Annotated in this window: 17 protein-coding genes and 3 pseudogenes; 13 read left to right on the top strand and 7 right to left on the bottom strand. The window is 63.6% G+C overall.

Annotation, left to right across the window (positions count from 1 at the left end; translation table 11 throughout):
• Positions 1-72: 72 nt before the first annotated feature.
• Positions 73-1,731: an N-6 DNA methylase gene (locus tag LR269_RS18440; protein WP_231432430.1), complete on the top strand. Its 1,659-nt coding sequence runs from the start codon at positions 73-75 to the stop codon at positions 1,729-1,731.
• Positions 1,718-2,452, top strand: a complete 735-nt coding sequence (locus tag LR269_RS18435; protein ID WP_231432429.1) for a hypothetical protein — start codon at positions 1,718-1,720, stop codon at positions 2,450-2,452. The genes LR269_RS18440 and LR269_RS18435 overlap by 14 nt, the downstream gene beginning before the upstream one ends.
• 290 nt (positions 2,453-2,742) lie before the next feature.
• On the opposite strand, the gene LR269_RS18430 is transcribed toward LR269_RS18435, so the two are convergent.
• Positions 2,743-3,267, bottom strand: coding sequence for a hypothetical protein (locus LR269_RS18430; protein WP_231432428.1), 525 nt, complete (start codon positions 3,265-3,267; stop codon positions 2,743-2,745).
• Positions 3,268-3,864: 597 nt separating this feature from the next.
• On the opposite strand from LR269_RS18430, the gene LR269_RS18425 reads away from it, so the two are divergent.
• Positions 3,865-4,296, top strand: coding sequence for a DUF1761 domain-containing protein (locus tag LR269_RS18425; protein WP_231432427.1), 432 nt, complete (start codon positions 3,865-3,867; stop codon positions 4,294-4,296).
• Positions 4,297-4,392: 96 nt separating this feature from the next.
• Positions 4,393-5,224, top strand: a pseudogene (locus tag LR269_RS18420) (IS5 family transposase).
• Here the strand turns inward: LR269_RS18420 and LR269_RS18415 are convergent.
• The 4 genes and pseudogenes from LR269_RS18415 to LR269_RS18400 form a co-directional block, all read right to left on the bottom strand.
• Positions 5,222-5,412: pseudogene (locus tag LR269_RS18415) on the bottom strand (hypothetical protein); the annotation flags it as partial. The pseudogenes LR269_RS18420 and LR269_RS18415 sit on opposite strands and share 3 nt — an antisense overlap.
• A 1,239-nt stretch (positions 5,413-6,651) precedes the next feature.
• The gene (locus LR269_RS18410) at positions 6,652-7,983 is read right to left on the bottom strand and encodes a ParA family protein (protein ID WP_231432426.1); all 1,332 of its coding nucleotides are present in this window, start codon (positions 7,981-7,983) and stop codon (positions 6,652-6,654) included.
• Between the two features lie 914 nt (positions 7,984-8,897).
• Positions 8,898-9,437 carry a hypothetical protein gene (locus tag LR269_RS18405; RefSeq protein WP_231432425.1) on the bottom strand — a complete coding sequence of 180 codons (540 nt, stop codon included), beginning with the start codon at positions 9,435-9,437 and terminating at the stop codon, positions 8,898-8,900.
• A 287-nt stretch (positions 9,438-9,724) separates the two neighbouring features.
• Positions 9,725-10,048, bottom strand: coding sequence for a hypothetical protein (locus LR269_RS18400; protein WP_231432424.1), 324 nt, complete (start codon positions 10,046-10,048; stop codon positions 9,725-9,727).
• Positions 10,049-10,674: 626 nt separating this feature from the next.
• Between LR269_RS18400 and LR269_RS18395 the strand changes: the two genes are divergently transcribed.
• The 6 genes and pseudogenes from LR269_RS18395 (at position 10,675) to istB (ending at position 20,721) form a co-directional block, all read left to right on the top strand.
• The gene (locus LR269_RS18395; RefSeq protein WP_231432423.1) at positions 10,675-13,260 is read left to right on the top strand and encodes a LuxR family transcriptional regulator; all 2,586 of its coding nucleotides are present in this window, start codon (positions 10,675-10,677) and stop codon (positions 13,258-13,260) included.
• 459 nt (positions 13,261-13,719) lie between these two features.
• Positions 13,720-15,333, top strand: a complete 1,614-nt coding sequence (locus LR269_RS18390; RefSeq protein WP_231432422.1) for a DivIVA domain-containing protein — start codon at positions 13,720-13,722, stop codon at positions 15,331-15,333.
• Positions 15,334-15,723: 390 nt separating this feature from the next.
• Complete coding sequence (locus LR269_RS18385) at positions 15,724-17,616, top strand: glycosyltransferase (protein WP_231432421.1); 1,893 nt, start codon at positions 15,724-15,726, stop codon at positions 17,614-17,616.
• Between the two features lie 84 nt (positions 17,617-17,700).
• Positions 17,701-18,114, top strand: a complete 414-nt coding sequence (locus tag LR269_RS18380; RefSeq protein ID WP_374201174.1) for a transposase — start codon at positions 17,701-17,703, stop codon at positions 18,112-18,114.
• A gap of 131 nt (positions 18,115-18,245) precedes the next feature.
• Positions 18,246-19,912 (top strand): annotated as a pseudogene (gene istA, locus LR269_RS18375) (IS21 family transposase).
• Complete coding sequence (istB, locus tag LR269_RS18370) at positions 19,909-20,721, top strand: IS21-like element helper ATPase IstB (protein WP_231432420.1); 813 nt, start codon at positions 19,909-19,911, stop codon at positions 20,719-20,721. The pseudogene istA and the gene istB overlap by 4 nt, the downstream one beginning before the upstream one ends.
• Positions 20,722-21,190: 469 nt before the next feature.
• Here the strand turns inward: istB and LR269_RS18365 are convergent, their stop codons facing one another.
• On the bottom strand, positions 21,191-22,207 hold the full coding sequence (locus LR269_RS18365) for a hypothetical protein (protein ID WP_231432419.1): 1,017 nt from the start codon (positions 22,205-22,207) through the stop codon (positions 21,191-21,193).
• 223 nt (positions 22,208-22,430) lie between these two features.
• A complete protein-coding gene (locus tag LR269_RS18360) occupies positions 22,431-22,655 on the bottom strand; it encodes a hypothetical protein (protein WP_231432418.1) in 225 nt (74 codons plus the stop codon).
• Between the two features lie 339 nt (positions 22,656-22,994).
• On the opposite strand from LR269_RS18360, the gene LR269_RS18355 reads away from it, so the two are divergent.
• The 3 genes from LR269_RS18355 to LR269_RS18345 all read left to right on the top strand — a co-directional run bounded on the left by LR269_RS18355 (position 22,995) and on the right by LR269_RS18345 (position 24,487).
• Positions 22,995-23,156 (top strand): hypothetical protein, encoded by a 162-nt coding sequence (locus tag LR269_RS18355; protein ID WP_231432417.1) that lies wholly within the window; start codon positions 22,995-22,997, stop codon positions 23,154-23,156.
• A gap of 20 nt (positions 23,157-23,176) precedes the next feature.
• Complete coding sequence (locus tag LR269_RS18350; RefSeq protein WP_231432416.1) at positions 23,177-23,794, top strand: DUF6578 domain-containing protein; 618 nt, start codon at positions 23,177-23,179, stop codon at positions 23,792-23,794.
• A 255-nt stretch (positions 23,795-24,049) separates the two neighbouring features.
• A complete protein-coding gene (locus LR269_RS18345) occupies positions 24,050-24,487 on the top strand; it encodes a hypothetical protein (RefSeq protein WP_231432415.1) in 438 nt (145 codons plus the stop codon).
• The last annotated feature ends 27 nt before the right edge of the window (positions 24,488-24,514 follow it).

Here is a 24,514-nt window from a genome sequence, read left to right as displayed (position 1 = left end):
GCTCTCCATTCATCTCGGGCAGCACCGAACCACCTGCACGGCAACGTCACCTGTGCAAGGCAAGATGAACCTGTGACTCTCAGCGCGCGTGACCCTCTCGATAGCGCCGTCCTTCGAAAAGCTCGCGGCGCGTTCTTCACACCTCCAGAGATTGCTTCGTTTATCGCCGATTGGGCCGTGCGGTCCGCGGACGACAGTGTGCTCGAGCCGTCTGCCGGCGACGCCGAGTTTCTAGTGCACGCCGTCTCGCGCTTACAGGAGCTCGGGGTTGCATCGCCGCGCGTGCATGGTGTCGAGCTTCATCAGTGGAGCGCCGACGTCGGAGCCACGCGAGTTGCCGATGCGGGCGGCGTCGTAGACATGACGGTTGGCGACTTCTTCGACAGCCCAGCGTCAGCCCAGTTCTCAGCCGTAATCGGGAATCCGCCGTACATCCGCTTCCAAGACTTCTCCGGAGAAGCCCGCGCGAAAGCCCGCTCTGCTTCCCTCAGAGGCGGGGTCGCGCTTTCAGGACTGGCTTCCTCGTGGGCAGCTTTCACGGTCCACGGCGCGCTTAGCCTCCAACCTGGCGGCCGACTCGGTTTCGTCCTTCCAGCCGAACTGCTCCACGCCAACTACGCCGCTCCCGTGCGCCGATTCCTATTCGAGAACTTCGCACGAGTCGACCTCGTGTTGTTCGAGGAACGCGTGTTCGCGGAGGCGGAAACGGAGGCACTACTGCTCCTCGCCGATGGTTACGGCGGCTCGACCGATCACGCGCGTATCCGGCAGATCACCGACGCGGCGTCGCTCGGACTCGATCTGCCGATGGCTGCGACCTGGACACCGTCTGATCCCGCGGCAAAATGGTCCGGCTCCACGGTCAGCCCGGAGGCGGCTGGCATCTACTCGAAATTGATCCTGAGTGGGACCTTCACCGCCCTCAAGGACTGGGGCGAGACCACGCTCGGCATGGTGACCGGCAACAACAAGTACTTCGCTCTCAGCCCGGAACGCGTGGCGGAGTTGGGCCTGCGCCCGCGCGACGTACTTCGCCTCTCACCCCCTGGATCGAGTCATCTGCGCGGGTTGGAGTTCTCGACCCGCGCTCACACCGAACTGGGCCGCGCAGGCAAGCGCACGATGCTTTTCCGCCCGTCAGGTGATCCGTCCGATGCGGCTCTGTCGTACATCGCCCAGGGCGAGGCTGATGCAGTGCACATGGCCTATAAGTGCCGCGTCCGGAAGGACTGGTGGCGTGTTCCCCTCGTCTCCAAAGCAGACTTGCTGCTGACCTACATGAACGCGGATACTCCGCGCCTCACCACCAATAGCGCTGGTGCGCTGCACTTGAACTCTGTCCACGGCATCTACCTGTCAGCAGAGCACCGCGAGGTGGGACGCGAGCTGCTGCCCGTGGCTGCGCTCAACTCCGTCACGATGCTCGCCGCCGAATTCACTGGCCGCGCATACGGCGGCGGCATGCTGAAGATCGAGCCCGGTGAGGCCGACCTTTGGGCGCTCCCATCGCCGGCAGCTGTTGCGGATGCTCGCGATGAACTTCTCGCGATCCGGCCTCAGGTCGCCGGGAAGCTCCGCAATGGGAACGTATTGGAAGCGGCGAAGCTCGTCGATGACGTTCTACTTGTCCGAGTACTGGGTATGCGACGCCCCGATGTTGCGGAGCTTCGCAACGCCCGCGCGGCGCTCGCTGGGCGACGCGAGTCAAGGAGCCGACGTGCTAACCGTTGATGATCGGCTCATCGCCGCCATCCGCTCGTGTGGATCAAAGCCCCGCGACGATGCACCGCAGGCCACCAAGAAGAACTACAACGAGAAGCTGTCCGCAGCGGTTGCATTGGCTGTCGCCTCGGAGCTCCGGTCGCGCGGCATGGACGGTGCGCGTCCTGCCGGCCCCGGTGAAGTGGACGGCAGCAGCGGCGCCGAGCGACGGCTCGCGGGCGGCATCGGAGCCAAGAAGGTCGACGTCACCTGGGCCACAGAAGAGTCGGGACTCATCCTCGCCGTCAGCGTCAAGACGATTCTGTTCAAGGACAGCCGGACCCAGAACTTTCAGAAGAACCTGACGAACCGTCGAGCAGACCTCCTTAACGAGGCGGTCACGCTCCATCGTCGGTTCCCCTATGCGGTGCTGGCCGCGCTACTCATCTTCGATGTCGGCGCGGAAAGCGACGGCACGCTACGGCGGAAGTCGACCTTCCTCAACGCGGGCCCGCGGCTGCGATTGTTCACTGGTCGTCAGGATCCTGCGGGACGTGACGAGCAATACGAGAAGTTCTACGTGCTACTCGCGGATCTGAACGACACGCTGCCCTCGATTCGGGCCTTCGAGGCAAACGATCTGACTACCGAAGTGCCGCTCACGACAGCATTCGACACACTGGTCGCGCTGATCGGCGAACGCAATTTCGATCTCTACGAAGGCCTCGACGGCCGCGTCACCAAAGCCTAGGGCGGTCCGCCGGAATACAGCCGATAATCGCGATTATGTCGGAATAACTAAAAGGACCCGCCCATATTTGTTCCTCCGTGTTGCAGCGATCCCCAGAATCCGCCACGCTCGCGATCCGCTGACGCAACACTGCGGCTAACGGGCCTGCGCCGTCGCACTGAGCAGTGGGGCCCTTCCGGCACCAAGCTCAAGAACGCTGAGCTTCGAACCGGATGAACGTTCAACAAACGGTCACACCTGGGCGCTGGTCGACGCCGGCACCCGGGGCTTCGGCCGGGTCCCGTCGTCCGTTACTTCATCGGCATTCTTGTTGTCTTTAGTTCAAGCCGCTGAAGGATGTCAATGATGTGGTAGGCATTCTGTTTTGGATCGCTGAGCCGTTTCGTGATCACGACCCGGAAGCCTGCGCGTCGGCATGCGGCCAGGCGCTGGTCCCGTTCTGCAAGCAGCCGAGTACGTTCCTCCAGTCTTGCTCGGGGGATGGGCCCCGTGACGAGTCGTCCACGATCTGAGCTCACACGCTTCTTCGGCGGTGCATTCTTGACGAGTTCACAAAGCCAGCCGCGTCCGTCCGGGAGAATGCCGTTACACACGACACGCTGTTGCCTAGCGTTCTTTCGTCTACGGCGGGCCAGAATATGGGTTCCGCCGAGGTCGACCGCAACCTGCACGAGATCAACGCTCACTTCCTGCGTCTTCCCGGTCAGCAGCAGATCGCCACGCATATTGTCCGCCGTGCGAAAACTCCACCGAAGTCGCCGGTCAACAGTACGGCCAAGGGCTTCCTCCAAGACTTTCGCGGCGGGGTCGCTCATCACATGCTCCAGGCTCTCTCATTCCTGACTCCGGCCAAGAGTCGCCCACCAGCTTGTCCAAGTGCGGCACACGAACGTCATCCTCAACACAAACTTGCGTGAACCCACTTCCGAACCACAGTGACATCTCTGCGGCGGTCAGTATCTGTGTCTCGGGCTCTTGGTAGCAACGGAACGCACCAGGTTCCTCATCACCCTCGACACTGAACATGCCGGTCGCGAGTACTGATCCGTCGCCGGTTGAGCATGCCAGGGCCGAGCACCGGGCACGATTGATTCGTCTGGCTTGGGCAAACACGTCAGACGGCTCAGGTCGTGCACCGGTTGGGGAATTGGTGCATGACCACTCACTCGGGTGGCGCGGCGGTGACCGCGCCACCCACCCCTGCCCACACCGACGCGATACCGGGAGCGCACCATGTCGTACCCGCGGGCACCCGGTCGCACACCTGGTGGCCAGTCCGAGTGCAGGTGCCGGCCCACGGTTCGTGAGGGCATCGGCAGCACTTGCAAGAAGGATTGCGTCGCCGACGGAGTCCCTGAAGTGAAAGAGAAGGATTGCGTCGCCGACGGAGTCCCTGAAGTGAAAGAAGAGACATGGTTCCTGAGATCAACTACTGGGCTGTTCTGCTCGCGACGGTCTCGAGCATGGTCGTCGGCTCGGTCTGGTACGCCCGCGGGGTCTTCGGCACGAGGTGGGCGAAGCTCGCGAAGGTCGACATGGACCGCCCGGGAGCGAGCGCCGTCGGCCCGATCGTCCTCACCGTGCTCGTGAGCTTCCTCACGGCGTGGGTGCTCGCGGGCAGCGTCGCGATCGCCTGGCACTTCTACGGCGGCGGGTTCCTGCTCTCGGCGATCGTCACCGCGATCGCCCTCTGGGCCGGGTTCACGGCCGCCCGCTTCACCAGGCACGACGCCTTCGAAGGACGCCCGGCAGCGCTCACGATCGTGAACACCACCCACGAGCTCGTCACCGCGCTGGGCATGGCGGTGATCATCGGGGTCTGGCCCCCCGAAGGCACGATCTGATCAGGTCCGGTTTTCCCGTCAGAACAACGAACCTGGCCGGGTACAGCTAGGACGTGTCTGACAAATAGGTCGCGGTTGATCTGGGATCGTTTGAAGGTGTCGCGGTTTCAGTTGCTCTCGGATGCTCAGTGGTCATTGATCGAGGAGTTGCTTCCCCGCCCGACGGGGAGGAAGGGTCGACCGTTCTCGGACGCCCGCTCGATGGTCGAGGGCATCGTTTACCGGTGGCGTGATCTGCCGCCGGTGTTCGGGCCCTGGCAGACCGTCTGGACCTGGCATCGCCGCCTCGCCGGCGATGGCACGTGGGACTTGGTCCTCGGGCGGCTGCTGTCGGTCGCGGATGCCGCCGGTGCGGTGGATTGGTCGATCTCGGTCGACTCGACCATCGCCCGCGCGCACCAGCACGCGGCGAACGTCACTCGCCTCACAGGGGGCATCGTCGAATTACACGAATCCGGCCGTCGAGTCGCCTGATCACGCGATCGGCCAACGGACTCCCGCTCGTCGTGCTGTGCACTCCCGGGCAGGCTGGCGACTCGCCCATGCTCGTCCCGCTCCTCGAGCAGCTCCGCATCGCACGAGTCGGGCCAGGCCGGCCCCGCACGACACCGGACGCGTTGCGCGGCGACAAGGCATACTCCTCCTGCGGCACCCGAGCACTCCTCCGGTCGCGGGGCATCACGGCCGTGATACCGGAGCCAGCCGACCAGCAAGGCCACCGGAAACGACGCGGCTCACGAGGCGGCCGGCCCCCGCAGTTCGATCCCGTCGACTACCGAGGCCGCAACGTCATCGAGCGCCGTTTCTGCCACCTCAAGCAATGGCGTGGACTCGCGACCCGATACGACAACTCGCCATCGTCTACCGCGCCGCTGCCGTCCTCAACGCCGTCATCGCCTGGGCACGACATTTGTCAGACGCGCCCTAGACGCCGCAGCGTTTGCGCCTTCGCGTTCACACCGTACCGGGCCAGTGACCGCACCCGCCCGACAGGCAGCCCAGACAGGTTCACAGGCCCGGCACCGATGGCCTGCACATCAGAGAACCTCACAGCGCTTTGACCAACTCCGTCCCGGACAGCCGCGTCGGACCTGCACGCAGCAACTCCAAGTTGTGTGCTCGCCTGGGCCGACAGCCAGCGCGTCGCGCAACATCGACGGCCGTTGATCGGCCGCTGCGCTCGTTGCGCATCAGGTGGAACCACGTCCAGGTACCCAATTGACCACACGGCACCACCTAAACGTCCCGCTACCACCATAAACGCGGTCTCTGTCGACAGAGACTGGGTTCGCGGACGGAAACATCGGGGATGTCGTTACGTCCGCAGCCGACAGGGCAGGAAACCCCTGCAGCACCTGTTGAGTGGTGGTGGCATCCACGGGGGACGACACCACCACTCCCGTCTCCCACCGACTCTGGAACCTCATGTATAACCAGAAGCTCTTCAACCCGCTCGCACAGGCCGGTCACGTCGAACATTTCACTGACCCGACGACCAGCGCCCGTATCGAGGTGCGCTGCTACTGTCGCATCAGTCGCGACCATGATTACGCCGAATGGGTTACCAGCCACTCCCCCGGTTCTACGCCGGCTTATGCCGCGTAATGCGCCGGATGAGCTTCCCCTGGGCGCGACATCTACTCGAGGCGATTCTCCTCGCCGCCCTCGCCATTACCGTGTACGCGCTCACCTGGCACGGTGCGGTCGCACGCAGCACGTCAGTATTCGAGGCGCGACCCGAGATTGAGAACTGGGCTGACCCGACCGCGGGAGCCGACATCTTGGCGTCACTTGTCACTGCGATCGCCGTGGCAGTGGCATTGATCGGACTAATCCCGTACGAGGTTCGGCTCACCCGACGCGCACTCGCTTCGTCTTCATAGCGATGATGCTCGGGACGCTCAACGCACTTGACCCGATCGTTGTACTCGGTGCGCTCGCGGTTTCATTCGTGCTCCTCTTCGTACTCGGAGTGGCCCTGGACCGACGTAAGCATCGCCAACGCCGTCCCCATCGCGTGAAACTACCGATCGCGCACCGTGTCGGCTCGCGTGGTCCCGGGAAATGAACCGCCCTGCTACCCCTGGTCAGCCAAAGCAAGACTCACAATTCAGTTCCATTGCAGCCAAGACCCGTCTTCTAATCAGGGTGCCAGGACCTGACCGCGCCACGTAAGCAACGGCAGGGCGAAACCGATCTTCGACCGGCTCGTCGACGAACACGGTGTCACCACTCTCTTACCACCGGCGTAGGTCTTCGTTCTCGCCAGCGAGGCGAGTCTCGCGTCTGCTGGGACCCGCTCCCTGCGACAACCTGCTGCGCAACCGCCCGGCAGTCCGATTAGGGTCGCTGCTGTCACAGTTGATCGGCGACCAGGGCGGCGGCACGAAGCCATGCCGCATGTGTGCCCTCACTCAAGGCACCGAAGTCGATCGTTCCGCCTTCCACGAGCGCCGGCTCATACGGGACATGAGTGACGGCCGCCGTGAGTTGACTGAAATGAGCTTCGAGTCGTTGCTCGAGTTCCTGGTCGCGCCGTGATGCCGGAGAGGTGAGGACGGTGACCGCTTGCTCGACCTTTTCGCTGAAGCCCTTCTCAGCGAGTCCGTCGAGCAACCACGCTGCGCTCGCTGCTGTGTCTTCACGTACCGTCGAAACGATCACGAGCTGATCGGCTGCGTCGACTGCCGCTATCCAGTTCGAGGCACGCATGTTGTTGCCCGTGTCGATGATGATGAGCCGGTAGTACCGGGCGAGCATCCTGTGCAGGCGCCGAAACGCGACTCCATCGATCGTGGAGGTCGCCGCCGCATCCTCGTCCGACGCGAGAATGTCGAACTTCGCATCAATCTGGGCACGAACGAAGTCGTCCAAGCCGGCGAGGCTCGCATTGGCAGGAACTTCGAACCGCTCGATTTCGCTGAGGAGGTCCACCGCCGTGCGGTGGTGGGGCACATGTTGTGCACGCCACCCCAGCGTGCCACGGGTCTCGTTGTTGTCCCACGCGAGCGTCGATCCGCCCCGGAGGCGGCCGAATGTGGCAGCCAACAGTAGCGCGCTCGTGGTCTTGTGCGCCCCTCCCTTCGGGTTAAGAATCACGACAGTACGGGCGCCATCGAGTCGCTTGCGCACGCGCCCGATTTGGCTGTTGCGGAGCAGTTCGGCCGAACCAGGGGTCGGCGATATCACTCCACGCGTCAATCTGCGGACGGCTCCCTGCCACCCCTGCTGCGCCCGGACAACCCGTTCTCGCGGGCGCGTCGCGAGCAGGTCGTCCACGGTCGGGCGGTGCCGGGCCGCCTCAGTCGCCAACTTCAGCACTTCGTCGGGGGCGGGGGCTGTATCGTTCACGCGCATCGCCGCGCGGTGGAAGCCTGATAGCTCAGAGTTTGCCGGCCCTGCCTGCTCAAAGGGGCGTGATACCGCGCGGGGCCCCTCAACGACGGTGCCATCCGGGCCAACGGTAAGGACGAGATCCGACGCATCATCGATCAACGCCGCAGTGACGGTCATCGCATTCTTACTCGCGTGCTCGAGCAACACCGCGACGATCTGCTCTCGGAGAGCGACCGGGTCGGTGGCCTCGAGTTGGATCACTGAACCTTCCATGTGGACATTCGCGCGGGTTGGAGTGGTCACGAAAACGGTCACTTCGGCACTAGCAGCGGCGGGGGAAAGGGCAGCCATGCTCCTCCTTCGTCAGGGCTAAATGGCGGGGGCACTTCAAGCGGCGGTCCTTGGCCGTGACCCCCACGTTGCGGCAGGCGCTTGGTGATGACTTCGGATCGCCCAGAGGATGCGAACTGCACCCGCCCAGGAGATGGCCCGCGGCGAGGTCTCCGCGCTAACCAGTAGACCGGCCACGAAAGCGGGCGACAAGACCAGAGAGGGGGTAGCGGGTGAAATCACCTGTCGCGGGTGAATACGCCCCGAGAGCGGGCGGCGGCTCAGCTACGTTGCGCGACATACGAACCCCCGGAGCCGCTGCCCCGCCTACCTGCGCCAGCCAGAGGCCCCTGCGCCGCTTTCCCCGGGAGTGCCTGGCGCTGAAAGATACTCCGAAAGGGATGAAGACAGCCCGCTGACCGCCCAGTAGCGTCAGCACGACACCCTGGACGTCACGTAGAGCATCCGAGGGTGCGCGGCCCGGCTGAAGAGGTCCCCCTTGCCAGCCGGATGCCTCAGGGAGCGCATCTCGGCCACCAAAGGTTGTAGAGAACCCGGCCGGGATGCGCTCTCATAGTCCGGGACAACTCCAGATCCTCCCCAGGGCACGTCGGGTTCCCGGGGAGAACGCTCCGCGACTGTCGGGGGTAACGAACGACGGAGCGTGTCGCACCCGCCCGGTTCCCAACATCCGGGTCAGCAAGCCGGGCGGGTGCCATCCCAGCCGTGCGGACATCCCAACACAGGTCAGCTTCCGTGAGCGCTCGGATGTTTGTAATGCAGCACCATCGTGAAACAACACACGCATGTCTCGCGAAACGCTCCGCCGATCAGGGTGGAATTTGTCCCGGTGGGTGGGGCCGACCACCCAGGCGGGTCCCGGACGCAGGCGACTTCCGAATCGTCAGGTGTTGTCGCGACGGTCAGCGTTGATGTTAGGGCGCCAGTTGGACGACGATGCCTGCCCCGGCCGCTAGGGCCGGTACTGCCAACGTGAGCAACAGAACTCCCGCCAGTCCGATCGCGGCCGCCACGAGGACGCCGCTTATGACCCACGCGAGCATTCCGTTCGCGACGCGACCCGTGAGGGTCGCGTCCGATCGCCAAAGCGACCACGGGCGCTTCCCGCCGGGGTCGTCGACGTTCAAATCAACAAGAAATTCGTCATTCTCTCCGACGCCTTGAAACTGATTATTGATCTCCAACACGACCCGATCCCAGCAGGGCCGGACACCCTCTCCGCATCCTTCGGCTAACAACCCGTGGCCGGTCCAGCAGGTTAAGTACATCTTGCGGTGCAGCAAGCGACGCTGAGAGTGGGCGAAACGGTCCCACAGGACCTCTTCAGAGCTGCCCACGCCCCTGACCGTGGGCCGGGCGTTGAACGCGGCGAACGCTTCAACCACCCCGATATCTTCAACCACCCCGATATAGAGAACGGTGGTTCCGCTGCGCCGAAAGGCCAGCGGAACCACCGTGACGCACCAACCCGAATGGTGCTTCGCCCCCCGATGGGCCCTTCATCAACGGTAGGGGTTTCAATCCGAACGATGGGACTACAACCCACATGCCCGTGGTCGCGCCCCGAACTATCCGTACCATTGAGCGGCAAGTGCAGTGGGCGCGCAGCAACGCGAAGGGCTCCGCTCACGCGCGCAGTTGAGTCCGAGCCGGTCGGGCTGGCCCGGACCAACGATCCGACGTCGACGCGCAGAGCTCACGAGCGACCGTGCAGGCCTCTTGGCCTGCACGGCATCTCGAGTCACTGGGCACGGTGCTCGGCATAGCGCCACTCGTGTTTGCCAGCATCTTCGACCAGGCGAACCACTGGCACATCGCCACCACAGCGATGACAAGCCACCAGGCCCGTTTCAAGAACGCCCGCCACCATGCGGCGCTTGCGAATATCGGCGGTGGGACGGGGCACAAGGCTCGCCGGGCACATCAACAACTCGATTGGTCGATCCTTCGGTAGGGGCGGCCGCTTGGGCACGCGCGTCTGCGGTGTCCAGCCTGCCTCGGGCCGCTTGCCATCACGTGAAGAACGACCACATAGCAGCACAGACGGAGCGAATTGCAGTGTCATGCTTGAGCGATCGGGACCCCCGGAACGGCCCCATACGAGCGGTGGCTAGCATCCAGAGTTCGGGCCGATTTGAGTGTCGCTCGAGCGGATATCCCCGCCGCTCGGAACGGCGACACGCCTTGCACTGCAGAGCAGCAGGGGCGCCCCTAGTTTGGTGCGCCGACACACTGCACAGGTGTGATCAGCCCTGATCACTCGTAGCCGACTCGCTCGCGCCTGCACTTGCACAGCTACGCTGAGGGCGCGACATGAGCTCGGCGAGGTCGCAGGTGGAGAGACCGCGGGTGCTTCCTGACGGTCTCTCCACCCAGGTTCCCTCGCCCCTTCTGCGAGCGCACGCAAGTGCGTCGCACGTGCCAGGTCCTGACAAAGGCCGCGCAGTAGGCGCGTTCATACTCAGCAACCAGGCCCTCGCACCTAGGTAGCCGCAGACGAGATCCTGGCCCTGAGTGTCGAGCTCACACTGAGCGTGTGAACAGAAGTGCTCTTGCCCCCCCCCCCCCCCCCCGAGCAGCTAAAGCCCGCACGTCAACTGTGCCTGTGCGATCGATCGATCCGGATGGATTCGAGTCAGTGCTTCCAGATGATGGCTTTCGCACGCTAACTTCATGCAGTAGGAGCCCGCGTTGAGGAAGAAGAAGGTCATGGCTGTTGGCCGCGAACAAGACCTCTCAATGGCCTTGCGTTTGGTAAAAGCCGGTCTCTGCGTCGACATCGTCGGCAGCCGGGGCAGTGGGCGGACAAGGTTCCTCGCCGATCTCGAGCAGGCGCTCAGCGATGAAGGATGGTCGGTCGTCACGATCCGAGGTGTTGCTTCGCTCCGCCAGCACCCGCTCGCCGCGCTTCACCTTGCGGGCTTGGGCCCTTCGGATTCAAGAGTCGCGAATCCCCTTCGCGCGACGGCGGAGATGCTCGCGAGATCAACCAAGGCCCCCAAATCTGCCCTGTTCCTTGACGACTGGGATGATCTCGACGAGTCGTCCTGGGGAGTGGCTGAGTCGATCAGACGTGAGACTGGTCTGCCGATTGTGCTCTCCAGATTGCAGGGGCTTCCCGCTCGCCATACACCGAGCGGCTTAAGCGCGTCCACACTCGCGCCTGCCTTCGTCGTCGAGATGAGGCCGCTCCGCTTCGACGAACTCGAAAACGCTGTGTCTGCGTACCTTGGAGGACCAGTCGAGACGAGCACGATGAGTCGGATCTTCGCCAAGTCCGGCGGTGTCATCGGCCTCGCCCTCAACCTCGTGGAGGCGGCAAGTCGTGAAGGGAGGATAGCCCTCGTCGATGAGGAGTGGTCTGCGACACGCGATCTCTGGAGCCCCGGACTGCGCGGAATCGTCGAGGGGTACCTCGAGAATCTAGGCCCCGAAGCTCGCGACGCACTGGAGATCATCGCACTGGTCGGCGTCGCAGACGTTGCAACCGTACGCAAGCTCATCGACTGGCCGACGCTCGAGCTGTTGGAAGAACGAGCGATGGTTCATCTGGTTCCGTCAGCGACCCGTCAACTTGTGACGGTCACGCCCCCGCTGCTCGTCGAGTTCTTCCGCCATGAGCCGCTGGTCGCGCGACGAATTCGTTTGACGGAGTTGATCACCGCCCGGTTGGGTTCGACCGATTCGCTAACCGCATTGTTCGAAGAGCTCGAATCGGGCAACCCCACCCTTGCCGAAGCAGATGCGCTCTTCGTGCGTCTGCTTCAAGAACGCGCGCGTACGCGACGCATTGTCAGCCATGCGGAGTGGGAACGTAATCCTTCACCATCGACCGTCGTCGACTACGTGAACACACTCATCCTCTCCCCCAGTTCCCAGGCCGCTGTCGAACACGCGTTCGCGACCACCGATCCCACCATCGGGGATCCACTCAGCCAGGCTCGCTATGCAAGCCTTCGCGCCCGATGGCGCGCATATGCTGACGGAGACCTTGAGGCCGCGCTTGCTGAATTGCGAGTTCACAGCGCCCGACTCGCGGACTACGGCCGACTACTCGATGCCACAGAAGTCATGCTCCTGTCAAACTTCCGAAAGATTCCGGAGGACTTCGCGGAGCGCCTCGAAGTAACGGACGAACTTTCCGAACCAGTCAAGATCGCGCTCTTGGAAGCACAGCTATTCGTGCTGGCCTGTCTTGGCCGGTTCGCGGACGCACAACGCGTATTCCGCCGGCTCGAGCGGCTCGACAAGGGCGGCTCGGCACAGGCCCGCGCCCTGTACGGATTGGCCCTGCTCACCGAGGGCAGAGGGGACGCTGCACTCGCCTGGTGCCTCCGAGGCCTTGACGAGGCACACGGAATACTCGACGTCGACGGCACCCGCGCGTTCGGTGCAGTCGTTGTGCTCTGCTACCTCCTCGCTGGCGACTATCAACCCGCCGAGCGTCTCATCAACACCCTGTTGGCCGCTGGCGAACACTCACCCTTTTCGGCTTGGCTCCACTTGGGTCTCCTCAACTCGGCCGCCGTCGTCGCCATTCGCGCGGGAAGCGTCGCGCTCGGCGCTCGATACGCAGAGGAGGTCGCCGCCCTAGATCGTCCCGACAGCCCGCTTCCGACGCAGAACAAGGCATGGGCGCAAGCTCAGCTCCTTGCGTTTAACGGTGACCGGGAGAAGGCGGCTGATCTGCTGTGGGCCTCTTCGGAGGATCTCTGGGAGAGAGGCGGGCGGCTTTCGGCCGCAATGGGCATGCTGTCCGCTGTGGAGGTATCACCGAACCAGGATCGTTTCGCCGTCGCCGTCGAACGCGCCGAGGAACTCGGCGGCGGTCTCCTTCTCTCCCATGTTCAGTACCTCCGGGCACTCGCCGCTGCAGACCCGTCCGCGATGGCTGATGCAGTCCCCTTGCTCAGCGCGGCAGGACGGGCCGGCCTTGCCGTTGCCGCCTATCGGCATATCGCCCAATGGTCTCGCGCTGCTGGCGACCTCCAGCGTGCGGAAGGCGCCGAGGCAGAAGTGAACACGTACCTTTCGGTCTTCGATGGCCGGCAAATCGACACAGCCCGCTTCGGAAGTTCATCGATCAGCCTCACCGATCGTGAACGCGAGGTCGCCCAACTCGTAAGTGACGGACTTTCAAATCCAGAAATCGCAACCCGACTTGTGTTGAGCGTACGAACCGTTGAAAGCCACATGCACCGGATCATGCGGAAGCTGGAACTTTCCAACCGGCAAGAGCTCAAACGGTATGTCGACACCCACCCAAACGTCAGCTAGCATCTCGGACTCGCCGAGTGAGAGCCTTCCCCTCACGAGATGAGATCCGTGCACACCGGACGTCACTGCGCGGCGAACTCGCAACGCGACTGATAGGACTACGTAATCTGGCCGAGGGTTACACAGCACGATGCCGCTGCCATTATCGGCGGCCCGTGCCGTCGGCACACTAGAACCAGCGTGGTGGGACCCCCAGGTGCGTGGTGGGACCCCCAGGTGCTCTGCACCACCTCCACGCTCTGGCGCCGCGGAGAGGACACCGACCCGCGGCGCCAGACCTGGCGAACAAGTCGATCCTGAACCTCAGCTGGGCCTTCGCGTGTCGCCCCGGAACGCAGTGACGCCGAACCGGTCTACTCAACCTGCTCAACACAGCACGGCACAAGTCGCCTGACGGGCGCATCGGACAACTTGCAGCGGCAGGCTTTCAAGTGCCAAGAGCGAGAGGGGCCGACCGAGGTGGAATCTGAATTCGCCCAAGCATTTCGTGGGTACGACCGTGATGAGGTCAATGCAGCCCTTCGTACCCTTCGGGCGCAGTATGCGTCTGCGCAAGAACATCTTGGAATACAGTCTGTACAGCTCGCAGATCAGACCCGTCGCATCGCTGACCTCGAGGCGGAGCTGAACGAGATTGCAAGCCCGACTTATACCGGTCTGGGCGTCAAGCTCGAGAACGCTTTACGCACGGCGGAGGAGCACTCAACCCGGCTCATCCGGCAAACTGACGTCGATGCCGCAGCAACACGCGCGAAGGCCCGAACTGAAGCCGATCAGTTCATAGTAGAAGCGAAAGCCGAGGCCGAGCAGACGGTTGCCGCCGCCGCAGCGCTCGCTGCTCGGTCCAGAGCAGAGGCAGAACGGCGAGCATCTCAACTTATTGAAGATGCTCAGCAGCGGGCGGACCGCCTGCGCGCCGCAACTGAGCTCGAAGCGGCCGACCAACGCGAACGCCTCGCCTCCGACCTTGCCGAGAAGCTCAGTGACGCCGAGCAAACTGCTGCATCCATCGTTGCCACCGCGAATCGACAAGCGGCCGAGCTCAACGCGCAGGTGGAAGCAGAAACCCGGGAGGCGCGGGCCGAGGCCGCGCAGCTTGATGAGGAAGTCGCACAGATTCGATCCGAAGTCACGATGGAGCTGGAGGCTGCGCGTGCAGAAGCGCGTCAACATCTCGACCAAGAGCGGCTAGACACGCGAGCCTCACTCGAGCGAGCACGCACCGAAGCAGCCACCGAGCTCGCCACTGCGAAAGCAGAGTTCGAGGATGCAGTGGCGCAGGAGCGGGCGGAACTCGATGCATTACGTGACCGCACGAGGACCGAGCTCGTGCTCGCACGCGCAGCGCTGGAGGCGGAAGCCGCCGCGACGAGACAACAACTCGAAGTCGAACTTGAGCGCGAGCGAGTTGCCGCCCACGCCAAAGTCGCCGTGGACGTCGAGCGAGAGCGTGCCAGCCTGGCCGTCGAACTGGCGCAACGTCGTGCCGATTTCGAGTTGGAACTCGACCAAGCTCGTGCTGACTTTGAATCGAGTGCGGAGCAGGCCCGTATCGAGCTCGAAAAGGAGCAGAACTCGCAGCGAGCTGCGCTCGCCCACGCGGCGCAACGATCCGAGCAGAGCATCGCACATGCCCGGGCCGAGCTTGCCGTCGAACTCGCTGCTGCCCGAGACGAGGCGGAGAGGGAGCTACGAGAGCACCGCGAGACCACGGTCGCGACGACTCGCGGTCAGGCTGACGCTGCACGCCGGGATCTCGAGGCCGCCAGAACGGAAGCCTCGCGGATCCGTGAGAGCTGCGACGAACTGCAGAACGACGCGAAAGCTGCGTCGGACCGAATCCTTGGCGAAGCCGAGCAGGAGGCGGATTCGTTGCTCGCAGACGCGCGCAAACGCGCGCAAACAATCATCTCCGATGCGACACAGCAGAACAGCGACCTGATCTCGGATGCGGAAGCTCGCCTCGCGCAGATGAACATCGAACGGGAACTCGTCGCCGACTACCTCACGAATCTCCGTCAGCTGGTCGAGAATGCGCCCGAAGCGCCGCGATCCGCGGTCGAAGCATCATGATCCCTCGGCCGAGCGCAGCACCTCACATGGTCGCGGTGGTCCGACGGTTCACTGGGTCATCGTCTCAATTGGAGCGTCATCGACTGCAGCGCACCCCTGCCTGCTCGTACGAGATGCCATGACTGAACACTCGACCGAACCCGTCCGAGCCGTCGGGATACCTCAGTTCCACAACGAGGGGTTGTCGGCGCGTCAGAACGTGGACCGGCTCAAGCCGGGTCGACCGCGGCCCAACACATTCGACCGAACGCAACGCTGAAGCGAGGCGCCAACGTCGGCTCAGCGCTGGCCCTGCCCTGCGAAGTCGCCGTGGACGGCATCCGACCGTCCCGACACGTCTTCAATCCCGACCACCGAATGTTCGCCCCGCCGCACACGTTGGGAACTCAGATGCACTATGCCGAGAACGGCTTGCCGTTGCGCCGGACCCGGCACCGCGCGCGGCGATACGCCGAACGCATTGAGGCGCTCCGCCGGGTTCACGATGAACTCGTTCGACGGGCGGATCCTGCCGAAGTCGTCCTGCCCGAGCTGCTCATCGGTACGACACAATCCGAGCGCGGAGCAGCTCACGCCATCGAACAATACGCAGCCTCGGGACACCTATCTCCCGAAGATCGCGCGAGGCTCCTAGCAGTTCTCGGTGGGCTTGAAGAGTTCACGCAGCACCCCAGGCCGACCCCGATCGAAGTACCCACCGACGCGAAACGGTTCGCCATGGAGCGCTGGGTGCCAATCCACCACACCCGCTACGGTGTGACGGTCGCAGTCGACCGGCTGCCTTCAGAATCGGATGCTCGCCGCATCGACGAGGCCCTCGGCGGGAACCTGAGTGGGATCATGATCGCCACGCCGGCGACACTACGTCGGCATCTCGAGGACGCGTACGGTAACCAACTCGCTCACAACGCAACCGAGGATTTCCATCTGCAACATCCCGAGCGATCCTCGAAGCGCGGGCTTGTCTGGTGGCAACTCGTCGTTCCTGCCCTTCTGGTGCTCGGGCTCGTCGGAGCTTGCATATGGGACTACGCCAGCGCTCTGTACATCGTCTGGTTCGTCGTCTTCCTGTCGATCGGCGTGAACGTCGCGTTCAAGGTGTTCACCGCCGCCATGACAATCTGGCAGAAGCGAAGCACTCGCGCCGCCCCACGGCTTCGCGGTGAATCCGTCGACTCCTCCCCTACGTACACCGTGCTGGTCCCGCTATTCGAAGAGGCGAACGTAGCCGAACGGATCGTTCGCAACCTCGCTGGACTGGACTACCCGCAACAACGGCTACAGGTCCTCCTCATCCTTGAAGAAGTCGACGAGCTGACTCAAACGGCGCTGTCGCGGGCTAACCTGCCTGCGAATTTCGAAATCATCGTTGTCCCGGACGGGCCGATCCGTACGAAACCTCGGGCCTGCAACTACGCGCTCTCCTTCGCAACTGGCGAACACGTCGTCGTGTACGACGCTGAAGACGAGCCCGACGTCGACCAGCTACGCAAAGCCGTCGCCGCGTTTCGAGCGGATCCCGATGGCCGGCTGGCGTGCGTCCAAGCCCGCTTGCACTACTACAACGCGCGAGCCAACAACCTCACCCGACTGTTCGCACTCGAGTACGCATTCTGGTTCGACACGATGCTGCCGGGCCTGCAGCAGGCCCGGCTGCCAATTCCACTGGGAGGCACCTCCAACCACTTTCGCACTGAAGCTCTCCGTGCACTTGGTGGCTGGGATGCATACAACGTCACCGAGGATGCCGACCTTGGGATGCGCATTGGTGCAGCAGGGATGCGCACAGACGTACTGAACTCAACGACCTGGGAAGAAGCCTGCGGTCGAGTCTGGCCCTGGATTCGTCAACGCACACGATGGATCAAGGGATACATCCTCACCGCTGGCGTGTACACCAGACATCCGATCCGGCTCTTCCAGGACGCAGGCCTCCGAGGTGTAGTGAGTGTGTTTGCGCTGATCCTCAGCACCCCCGTCGCGTTCCTGATGTATCCCATCCTGCTCGCTCTCCCCATCGTTCAGCTCACCGGCCTTGTCCCTTACCCGCCCGTCGAATCCACCCTCCTGCTCGCAAGCTACCTCATGAGCGCGATGACACTTCTGCTTGTCATCGGCCTCACCGCATACGCCGGCTACAAGAGGTACCGAGGTGGACTTCTGCTCCTCGCACTCCTCAGTCCCGCCTACTGGTGCCTCCACGCAATCGCGGCGTGGAGGGCGCTCTGGCAATCTGTCCGGGCGCCACATAAGTGGGAGAAGACGCCACACGGGCTCACCTGAACGAGGACCTGCTGCACGGATGGGTGACAGCGCTTTGCCGAAGGGACTAGCGTCGGGGCAGACGAAGCCGCAGCTCCCGAATCGATCAACACCGCGTGGCCGCTCACGATGGTGCAGACCTGCATCATCCAGCTGATCCGGAACCCATTCCGTTCACATCCCGGCACTGCTGGGAGGAGATGGGCAACGGCCTCAGGCTGGTCCACACTGCGCCGACCGAAGCAGCCGCGGCCGAACGGTTCCGTGAGTTCGACGCGAAGTGGGGCGAGCAATACCCGGCGATCAGCAGGCTGTGGCACAACGCGTGGTCGGAGTTCGTTCCGGTTCCTGGATTGGGACATCGAGATCCGCAGGGCGATCTGCTCGACGAACGCGATCGAGTCACTCAATGCCCCGCAACCACCGCGCCCGCTAGGGGCCCGCGGGCACTTCCCGAACGCCGGCGCGGCGCTGAAGTACCTCTACCTCGTGACTCGCTCGCTTGACCTGTGTCTCTGACAGGTTGAAGTGGCCCAGGGCGGTCGGCTTGGTCTGGCCCAGTTCTCGACTTGCCGGGGTTGTCTTGTCGGTTTGATTTGGCCCACCCTCAGCGTGGTTCTCGTTCGTGTTCTGGACGGGAGGGCCGCCGATTGGGGTCGAGAGTGGATCTGTACGCCGAGATCAGGCGCGCAGCGCGTGTTGAAGAGCTGTCCGTACTTGCATTGTCGAAGCGCTTCCGGGTACACCGTCGGACGGTTCGCCAGGCCTTGGCGTCACCCGTGCCGCCACTCCGGAAGACGCCGGTTCGTGTCGCATCGAAGCTTGAACCTTTCAAGTCGGCGATGGATGAGATGTTGCGCCAGAACCTGACGGCGCCGAAGAAGCAGAAGCAATCGGTCACGCGGATTCATCAGCGTCTGTTGGACGAGCACGGCGCGAATGTGTCGTACGGGTCGGTGCGCGACTACGTCGCGAAGCGGAAGCCGGCGATTGAGGCTGAGGCGGGCCGACTGCCGGAGGTGTTCGTCCCGCAGGAGCATGCTCCTGGTGCTGAGGCGGAAGTCGACTTCGGTGAGGTCTGGGTCGTATTGGCCGGGGTGAAGACGAAGTGTCATCTCTTCGCGTTGCGGTTGTCGCACTCGGGCAAGGCGATCCATCGTGTGTATTCGACGCAGTCGCAGGAAGCGTTCCTCGAGGGCCACATCGATGCGTTCGAGGAGATCGGTGGGATCCCGACGCGGCACATCAGGTACGACAACTTGACCGCGGCGGTGAAGTCGGTCGTGAACGGGAAGGATCGGAAGCGGGTCGAGAATGACCGGTGGGTGCTGTTCCGGTCGCACTACGGGTTCGACGCGTTCTATTGCCAGCCCGGGATCAAGGGTGCGCATGAGAAGGGCGGCATCGAGGGTGATATCGGCAGGTTCCGCCGGACCTGGCTGTCGCCACCGCCCGAGGTTGACTCGCTTGCGGAGCTCAACGGGCTCGTCCGCGGCTGGGATGCCCGTGACGAGCAGCGACGGATCGGGAGCCGGCGTACGAAGGTCGAGGACGACTATGCGACCGAGCGGCCGCTGCTGGCACCGTTGCCGGCCGAGCGGTTCGACCCAGGGTTGGTGGTGCATCCACGAGTGGATCGGTCGTCGCTGGTCACGGTGAGGATGGCGAGTACTCCGTCCCGGCCCGGTTCATCGGCCGGCAGGTGCGGGTATCGCTTCGCGCGTCCGAGGTCGTCATCTTCGACGGCCGCACCGAGATCGCTCGTCACGAACGTGTCGTTGCGCGTGGTGGTGAGTCGATCATGCTGGACCACTACCTCGAAGTCCTGCGCCACAAGCCCGGCGCGTTCCCCGGATCGACCGCGCTGGCCAAGGCGCGGGAACAGGGTGTGTTCACTGCGGCGCACGAGGCGTTCTGGCAGGAGTCCCGGAAGGTGAACGGTGACGCGGTCGGCACCCGCGAGCTGATCGAGGTCCTCCTGTTGCACCGCACCATGCGCGCGGCAGACGTGATCGGCGGGATCCGTGCGGCGCTGACCGTGGGCGCTGTATCAGCCGACGTCGTCGCGGTCGAGGCGCGCCTGCATGCGGGTGGGGCCACGTTGAGCCGACATCACGTTGAACAACGCGACGTGCGCGAGCAGCGAGTTGTCAGCCTGACCCAACGCCGCCTGACCGATCCCAAGGCCGTCATCGCGGGGCTCCCGCCGGATCGGCGACCTTTGCCGTCAGTCGCGCACTACGACGAGCTCTTGAAGCGCCGGCAGCCCGCCGCGCCTATCGACCCAATCGAGAAAGAAGGAACGACGAACACATGAGTCCCAGCGCCACGAGCATCACGACCACGCTTCGCCGCCAGCGCGGCATGACCGAGGAAGCCGCCCAAGCTGCAGTCGACCAAGCCTGCCGCCGGCTACGGCTGCCCACGATCCGGGCCGTCATGGACGAAGCAATCCGCGTCGCCCATCACGAGCAGCTCTCCTACCAAGGGTTCCTCGCCGAACTGCTCCTGGCGGAGTGCGACGACCGTGACCGCCGGTCCACGATCCGTCGAGTCAACGGTGCCGGGTTCCCGCGGCAGAAGTGGCTCGGGGATTTCGATTTCGATGCGAACCCGAACATCAACCCCGCCACCATCCACACACTCGCGACCGGCGACTGGGTCCGTCGTGGCGACCCGCTCTGCTTGATCGGCGATAGCGGCACCGGGAAGAGCCACCTCCTCATCGGGCTCGGCACCGCGGCCGCGGAGAAGGGCTACCGGGTCAAGTACACGCTGGCGACCAAGCTCGTGAACGAGCTCGTCGAAGCCGCCGACGAGAAACAGCTCGCCCGCACGATCGCCAGATATGGCCGAGTCGACCTGCTGTGTATCGATGAGCTCGGTTACATGGAGCTCGACCGCCGCGGCGCCGAGCTCCTGTTCCAAGTCCTCACAGAACGAGAAGAGAAGAACTCCGTCGCGATCGCGTCGAACCAGTCATTCAGCGGATGGACCGAGACCTTCACCGACCCCAGACTGTGTGCAGCGATCATCGATCGCCTCACGTTCAACGGCACCATCATCGAAACCGGCACCGACTCCTACCGCCTCAACCACGCCCGGACGCAGAGGGGCGTCGGCTGAACTGACGATGCGCGACATGGGCGGGGGCTCCAGATTGGAACCCCCCGCCCATTGGTTGATCGCGGAGGAGACCGGATACCCAAAGTCAGCTGACGCGCGACTGTCGTTACTTGGAGCGATGAGCTGTGTCGAGCAGATTCAGCACGAAGGACCGATTCCATCTGGTGGGGTCAGCTGACCACCTCACGACGAAGACTTCGCCGGCGAGATCATCGTCCTCACGCGCTGCGGACTCGGCCGATCCAGCAGAGTCGAACTTCAGGATCAACGCTTGGTCTGCTTCCAGGGCTTGCACGCACCCCGCAACGGCTTCGCATGCTGTGTCCGTGACATCGTGTTGATTCGTCAGGATGTCGGCGGCTTCAGTATCGAACACCGTCTGAAGGTCGACACTCGCCGCTGGAGCACACCCTGCCAAACCGGCCACGCACAGCATGGCCACGATCGAGAGAGCTGCCCTCTTCATCGGTCAGTACCGGCTCGCAGTCGTCCAATTGCAGTGATGGATCGCGGACCCGAAGCCCCAGTTCCCACCCGTCCGGGCAGGTCGGTAGGTCTCAAAATCCCAGGTCGCGCCCGCCCAGTTATAGTAGCCGCCCGCGGCATGACAGTCGTACTGCTGGTGAACCGAGGTATTCACAAACGAACGCGCCGGAGTTCGGGCAAGGAACTCCTTCCATCCGTAACTGGTGAAGATCCAGTAGTTCGTCGGGTAGTGGATCTTGGCACCATAGGCAGACTTCGTGATCGAGAACGCCTTCTTCGTGAAGCTGTAGCTCATACCGCCGAAGAGGTTCTTCCCCGCGTAGGGGTCAGCCACGATCGGATACTCGAATCCGCTCATGTGATGCTCGACGACCTGCACGAGCTCATTGCCCGACACTTCAAAGTGCGTGGGCACGTCACGACCAGCCGCGTCACGGGCCCACGGGGGCGCGACGCTACCCACGAGCTCGCCCTGGGCATCGAGCTGGAGCACCATTCCGGAATCGGTGATCTGAAGCGTTGTCGGCACATCGGAGGTGAGTTCGTAGGGAATCCGCTCGGATGCTTCTGGACCGTCCAACGTGCTCGCGACCTGTACCGAAGCGTCTTCCTTGATCACGGCCACCGACGAGATCCCGGACGAATTCTCTACGAGGAGTTCACCGCTGTCCGTAAGCTCGGGGGCAACGTCGTACTCCGATTCGATCGTGAGCGTGATCGGCTCACCAACAAGTCCACCCATTGTGATGGAACTCGCGTCAGCCTCGACCTCTGCCGTGGCCACGACCTCGGCCGGGTCGCCAGGCATCGTCACTTCGGCCGAGGCCGTTGAGCCATCAACCGAAACCTCAGGATGAGCATCGGCAAAGACTTCCGGCGCCACTTCTTCAACCACCTCGAGCGACGAATTCAGCGGCTCCTCAGCACTCGCCACCGTCGACCCGGTTGCTACCAGCAGCGCAGCGATCCCGCCCGCCATGCACACGCTCTTGAACCTCATCCGTGCTCCTTCCCGTTCAACATCGAACGGCGCCGACAGTGCCCCCATGAGCGGAGAAGAAGCCAGCGACCGTGCAATCAGCATGACCACGCCGACCGAGCGTCCATTACGCAACCAGGATGATTCAGTACCCAGTTCGATCAGATTCGGTAAGCCCGAATATCCAACTTGGGCCAAATCGACCCGTCAGAGCTGGGCCAACTTGAGTTGACAAAGTCACGCGTCAATCCACGATCGCGGCGACGTATTCGCGCATCAGGAGAAGCTCAGCAGGATCCTCGGCACCATCAACGACCCCGTACCGGAGTCGCTGAAACTCGGCATCGAAGGCAACTCCCCGATCGAGCAGTACGCCCGAGCAAGGCTCATCGAAAATGAAGGCCGCCGTCCACGCGACATCGAAACATTCAGGTCCAACCTCAACCACGCCCAGCAATGGGCCACCCATCGCAACAACGCTGCCGGCATCACCGAGGCCACCCTCCTCCAGATCCGCGCCTCAGCCCTCGGACTCACCAACACCTGAGACACGCCCCGGAACCCTGATCAGCGCCATTCCGCGCTCATACCCAAATCGCGCACGCCGGGCACGTAAGGGGCTTGCCGCACGTCGAGCACCCGGGTCGGCGCGTCCATGCTGGTCTCGACGAGCCCTTTCAGGTCAGGGCGGTGGGCTCGTCTGAAGGTGTGTCAGGCCACGGAATCGCCCGACTGTCAGCACCATCTCCCTGAAAAGTGGTGGCCCCTCAACGAGACGAGCCACCACCCCAACATCTGTGAGGAAGCAATGACCCAGAACCAGCCCAACGCGCTCTCCAAAACCGGCCACGTCGAGTACCACGACAACCCAACCACAGGGAAGCGAGTCCTGGTCAGCTGCTACTGCAGCATCGGCAAGGACCACGACTACCCCGAATGGGTCGCCGCCACCCACACCTCGGCCGCATAACGATCACCCCCAGGACACCCATGCAGGAAGCAGACCCCACCCAGACGAACTCCGAACCCCTCGGACAAACCCGGGCCGATAAACACCTGATCGTTTGGGTCGACGGGTGGGCGTGGGAATGTTGTGGTTCCGACATCGAAGTCGGGGTCGACGTCACCATGCCGGTCCGCGCCCGTAGCGAGGAGCCGGACTACACGTTCGATGCGTTCGAAGATGAGATCACCCACATCGAAGTCAGCCACTCCATCGATGAGAAGCCCACGATCACGATGACCGGGACCGTTCGGCGTATCCGGGAAGTCACCGCGACCTACACTTCCGAAGCCGGCGACGGCGGATACACACAGGTCCCGGGCACCGAATCCGCCACCGAACTCGACCACCTCGAACGGCCCCGCCTCGATCAGGAAGACGCCCCAGAAGATGCGGGCAGTGTTGAGATGGATGAAGCGGCTGCCGGGCTCCCCGAGGAGGCACTCGAGGCTGGATACACGGCCGTGCTGCCATATGGGATCGAGGGGACCGCGACGTTCGGGTGGTTCTGCGTTCCCGAACACGACCAGAGCTACCCACCCATCCAACAACGCACCGGATTCCTCATCACCCTCGACACTGAACCCGCCGGTGGCGAGTACTGATCCACCACCGGTTGGGCATGCCATAGCCGGGCGGCGGGCCACGATTGATTCGTCTGGCTTGGGCAAACATTGTCAGTCGAGCTCAGGTCACGCACCGTGGGAACCGGGGCATGACCTGATGTGGGTGGCGCGGCGGTGACCGCGTCACCCACACCCTGCCCACACCGCCGTAATACAGGGGAGCGCACGATGTCGAACCCTCGGACGCCCCGCACGACCCGACCCGCCTGGTGGCCGCTCCGGGTGCAGCAGCCCGTGACACGTGCGCTGATTATCGTCCTCTACGTCGCACTCGTGTCGGCCGCGGTTACCACCTGGCAAGGCACCGTGACGGGTGCGCTACTGTGGCTCGGCCTTGAGATCGGGTTCTGGGCACTGTTCGTGCGAGCGTTCCGCAGCACGCGTGAAGCCCGCGACCCGGCCAGGCCTTGGTGGCGTTGTACCTACCTCTCCGTCACGAGCTGGTGGCTTGCCGTCTTCATGCTGCTCGGCGCCGTCTCCACCATCGTCAACTGGGACAACGGCACTTACATCGCACCAGACCCAGTCGGCTACTACACCGAAGCCGCGGCGACGGTCGCGTTCTGCACCTGCATGGGCGCACTATTCATGATCTCCGGACACCGCCTCCACCAAGCCGAGAAGGCCGCCGGCATGAACGACCCGGTCCACTGGAAAGACGAACCCGACTAAGCACACTCCACCGAGGCAAGATCCTCC

It is taken from the genome of Agromyces sp. S2-1-8 (assembly GCF_021129215.1).
GTDB lineage: Bacteria > Actinomycetota > Actinomycetes > Actinomycetales > Microbacteriaceae > Agromyces > Agromyces chromiiresistens.
The sequence above is the reverse complement of the archived record's forward strand: the minus strand, read 5'-3'. Positions and strand labels throughout refer to the sequence as shown.

Excerpts from the sequence above, each read along its gene's own strand:
- LR269_RS18430 (WP_231432428.1), bottom strand. The coding sequence starts at position 3,267 with ATGAGCGACCCCGCCGCGAAAGTCTTGGAGGAAGCCCTTGGCCGTACT.
- istB (WP_231432420.1), top strand. The coding sequence starts at position 19,909 with ATGAGTCCCAGCGCCACGAGCATCACGACCACGCTTCGCCGCCAGCGC.
- LR269_RS18365 (WP_231432419.1), bottom strand. The coding sequence starts at position 22,207 with ATGAGGTTCAAGAGCGTGTGCATGGCGGGCGGGATCGCTGCGCTGCTG.
- LR269_RS18385 (WP_231432421.1), top strand. The coding sequence starts at position 15,724 with ATGCACTATGCCGAGAACGGCTTGCCGTTGCGCCGGACCCGGCACCGC.
- LR269_RS18410 (WP_231432426.1), bottom strand. The coding sequence starts at position 7,983 with ATGGCTGCCCTTTCCCCCGCCGCTGCTAGTGCCGAAGTGACCGTTTTC.
- LR269_RS18360 (WP_231432418.1), bottom strand. The coding sequence starts at position 22,655 with ATGGGTGGCCCATTGCTGGGCGTGGTTGAGGTTGGACCTGAATGTTTC.
- LR269_RS18350 (WP_231432416.1), top strand. The coding sequence starts at position 23,177 with ATGCAGGAAGCAGACCCCACCCAGACGAACTCCGAACCCCTCGGACAA.
- LR269_RS18400 (WP_231432424.1), bottom strand. The coding sequence starts at position 10,048 with ATGACACTGCAATTCGCTCCGTCTGTGCTGCTATGTGGTCGTTCTTCA.
- LR269_RS18425 (WP_231432427.1), top strand. The coding sequence starts at position 3,865 with ATGGTTCCTGAGATCAACTACTGGGCTGTTCTGCTCGCGACGGTCTCG.
- LR269_RS18355 (WP_231432417.1), top strand. The coding sequence starts at position 22,995 with ATGACCCAGAACCAGCCCAACGCGCTCTCCAAAACCGGCCACGTCGAG.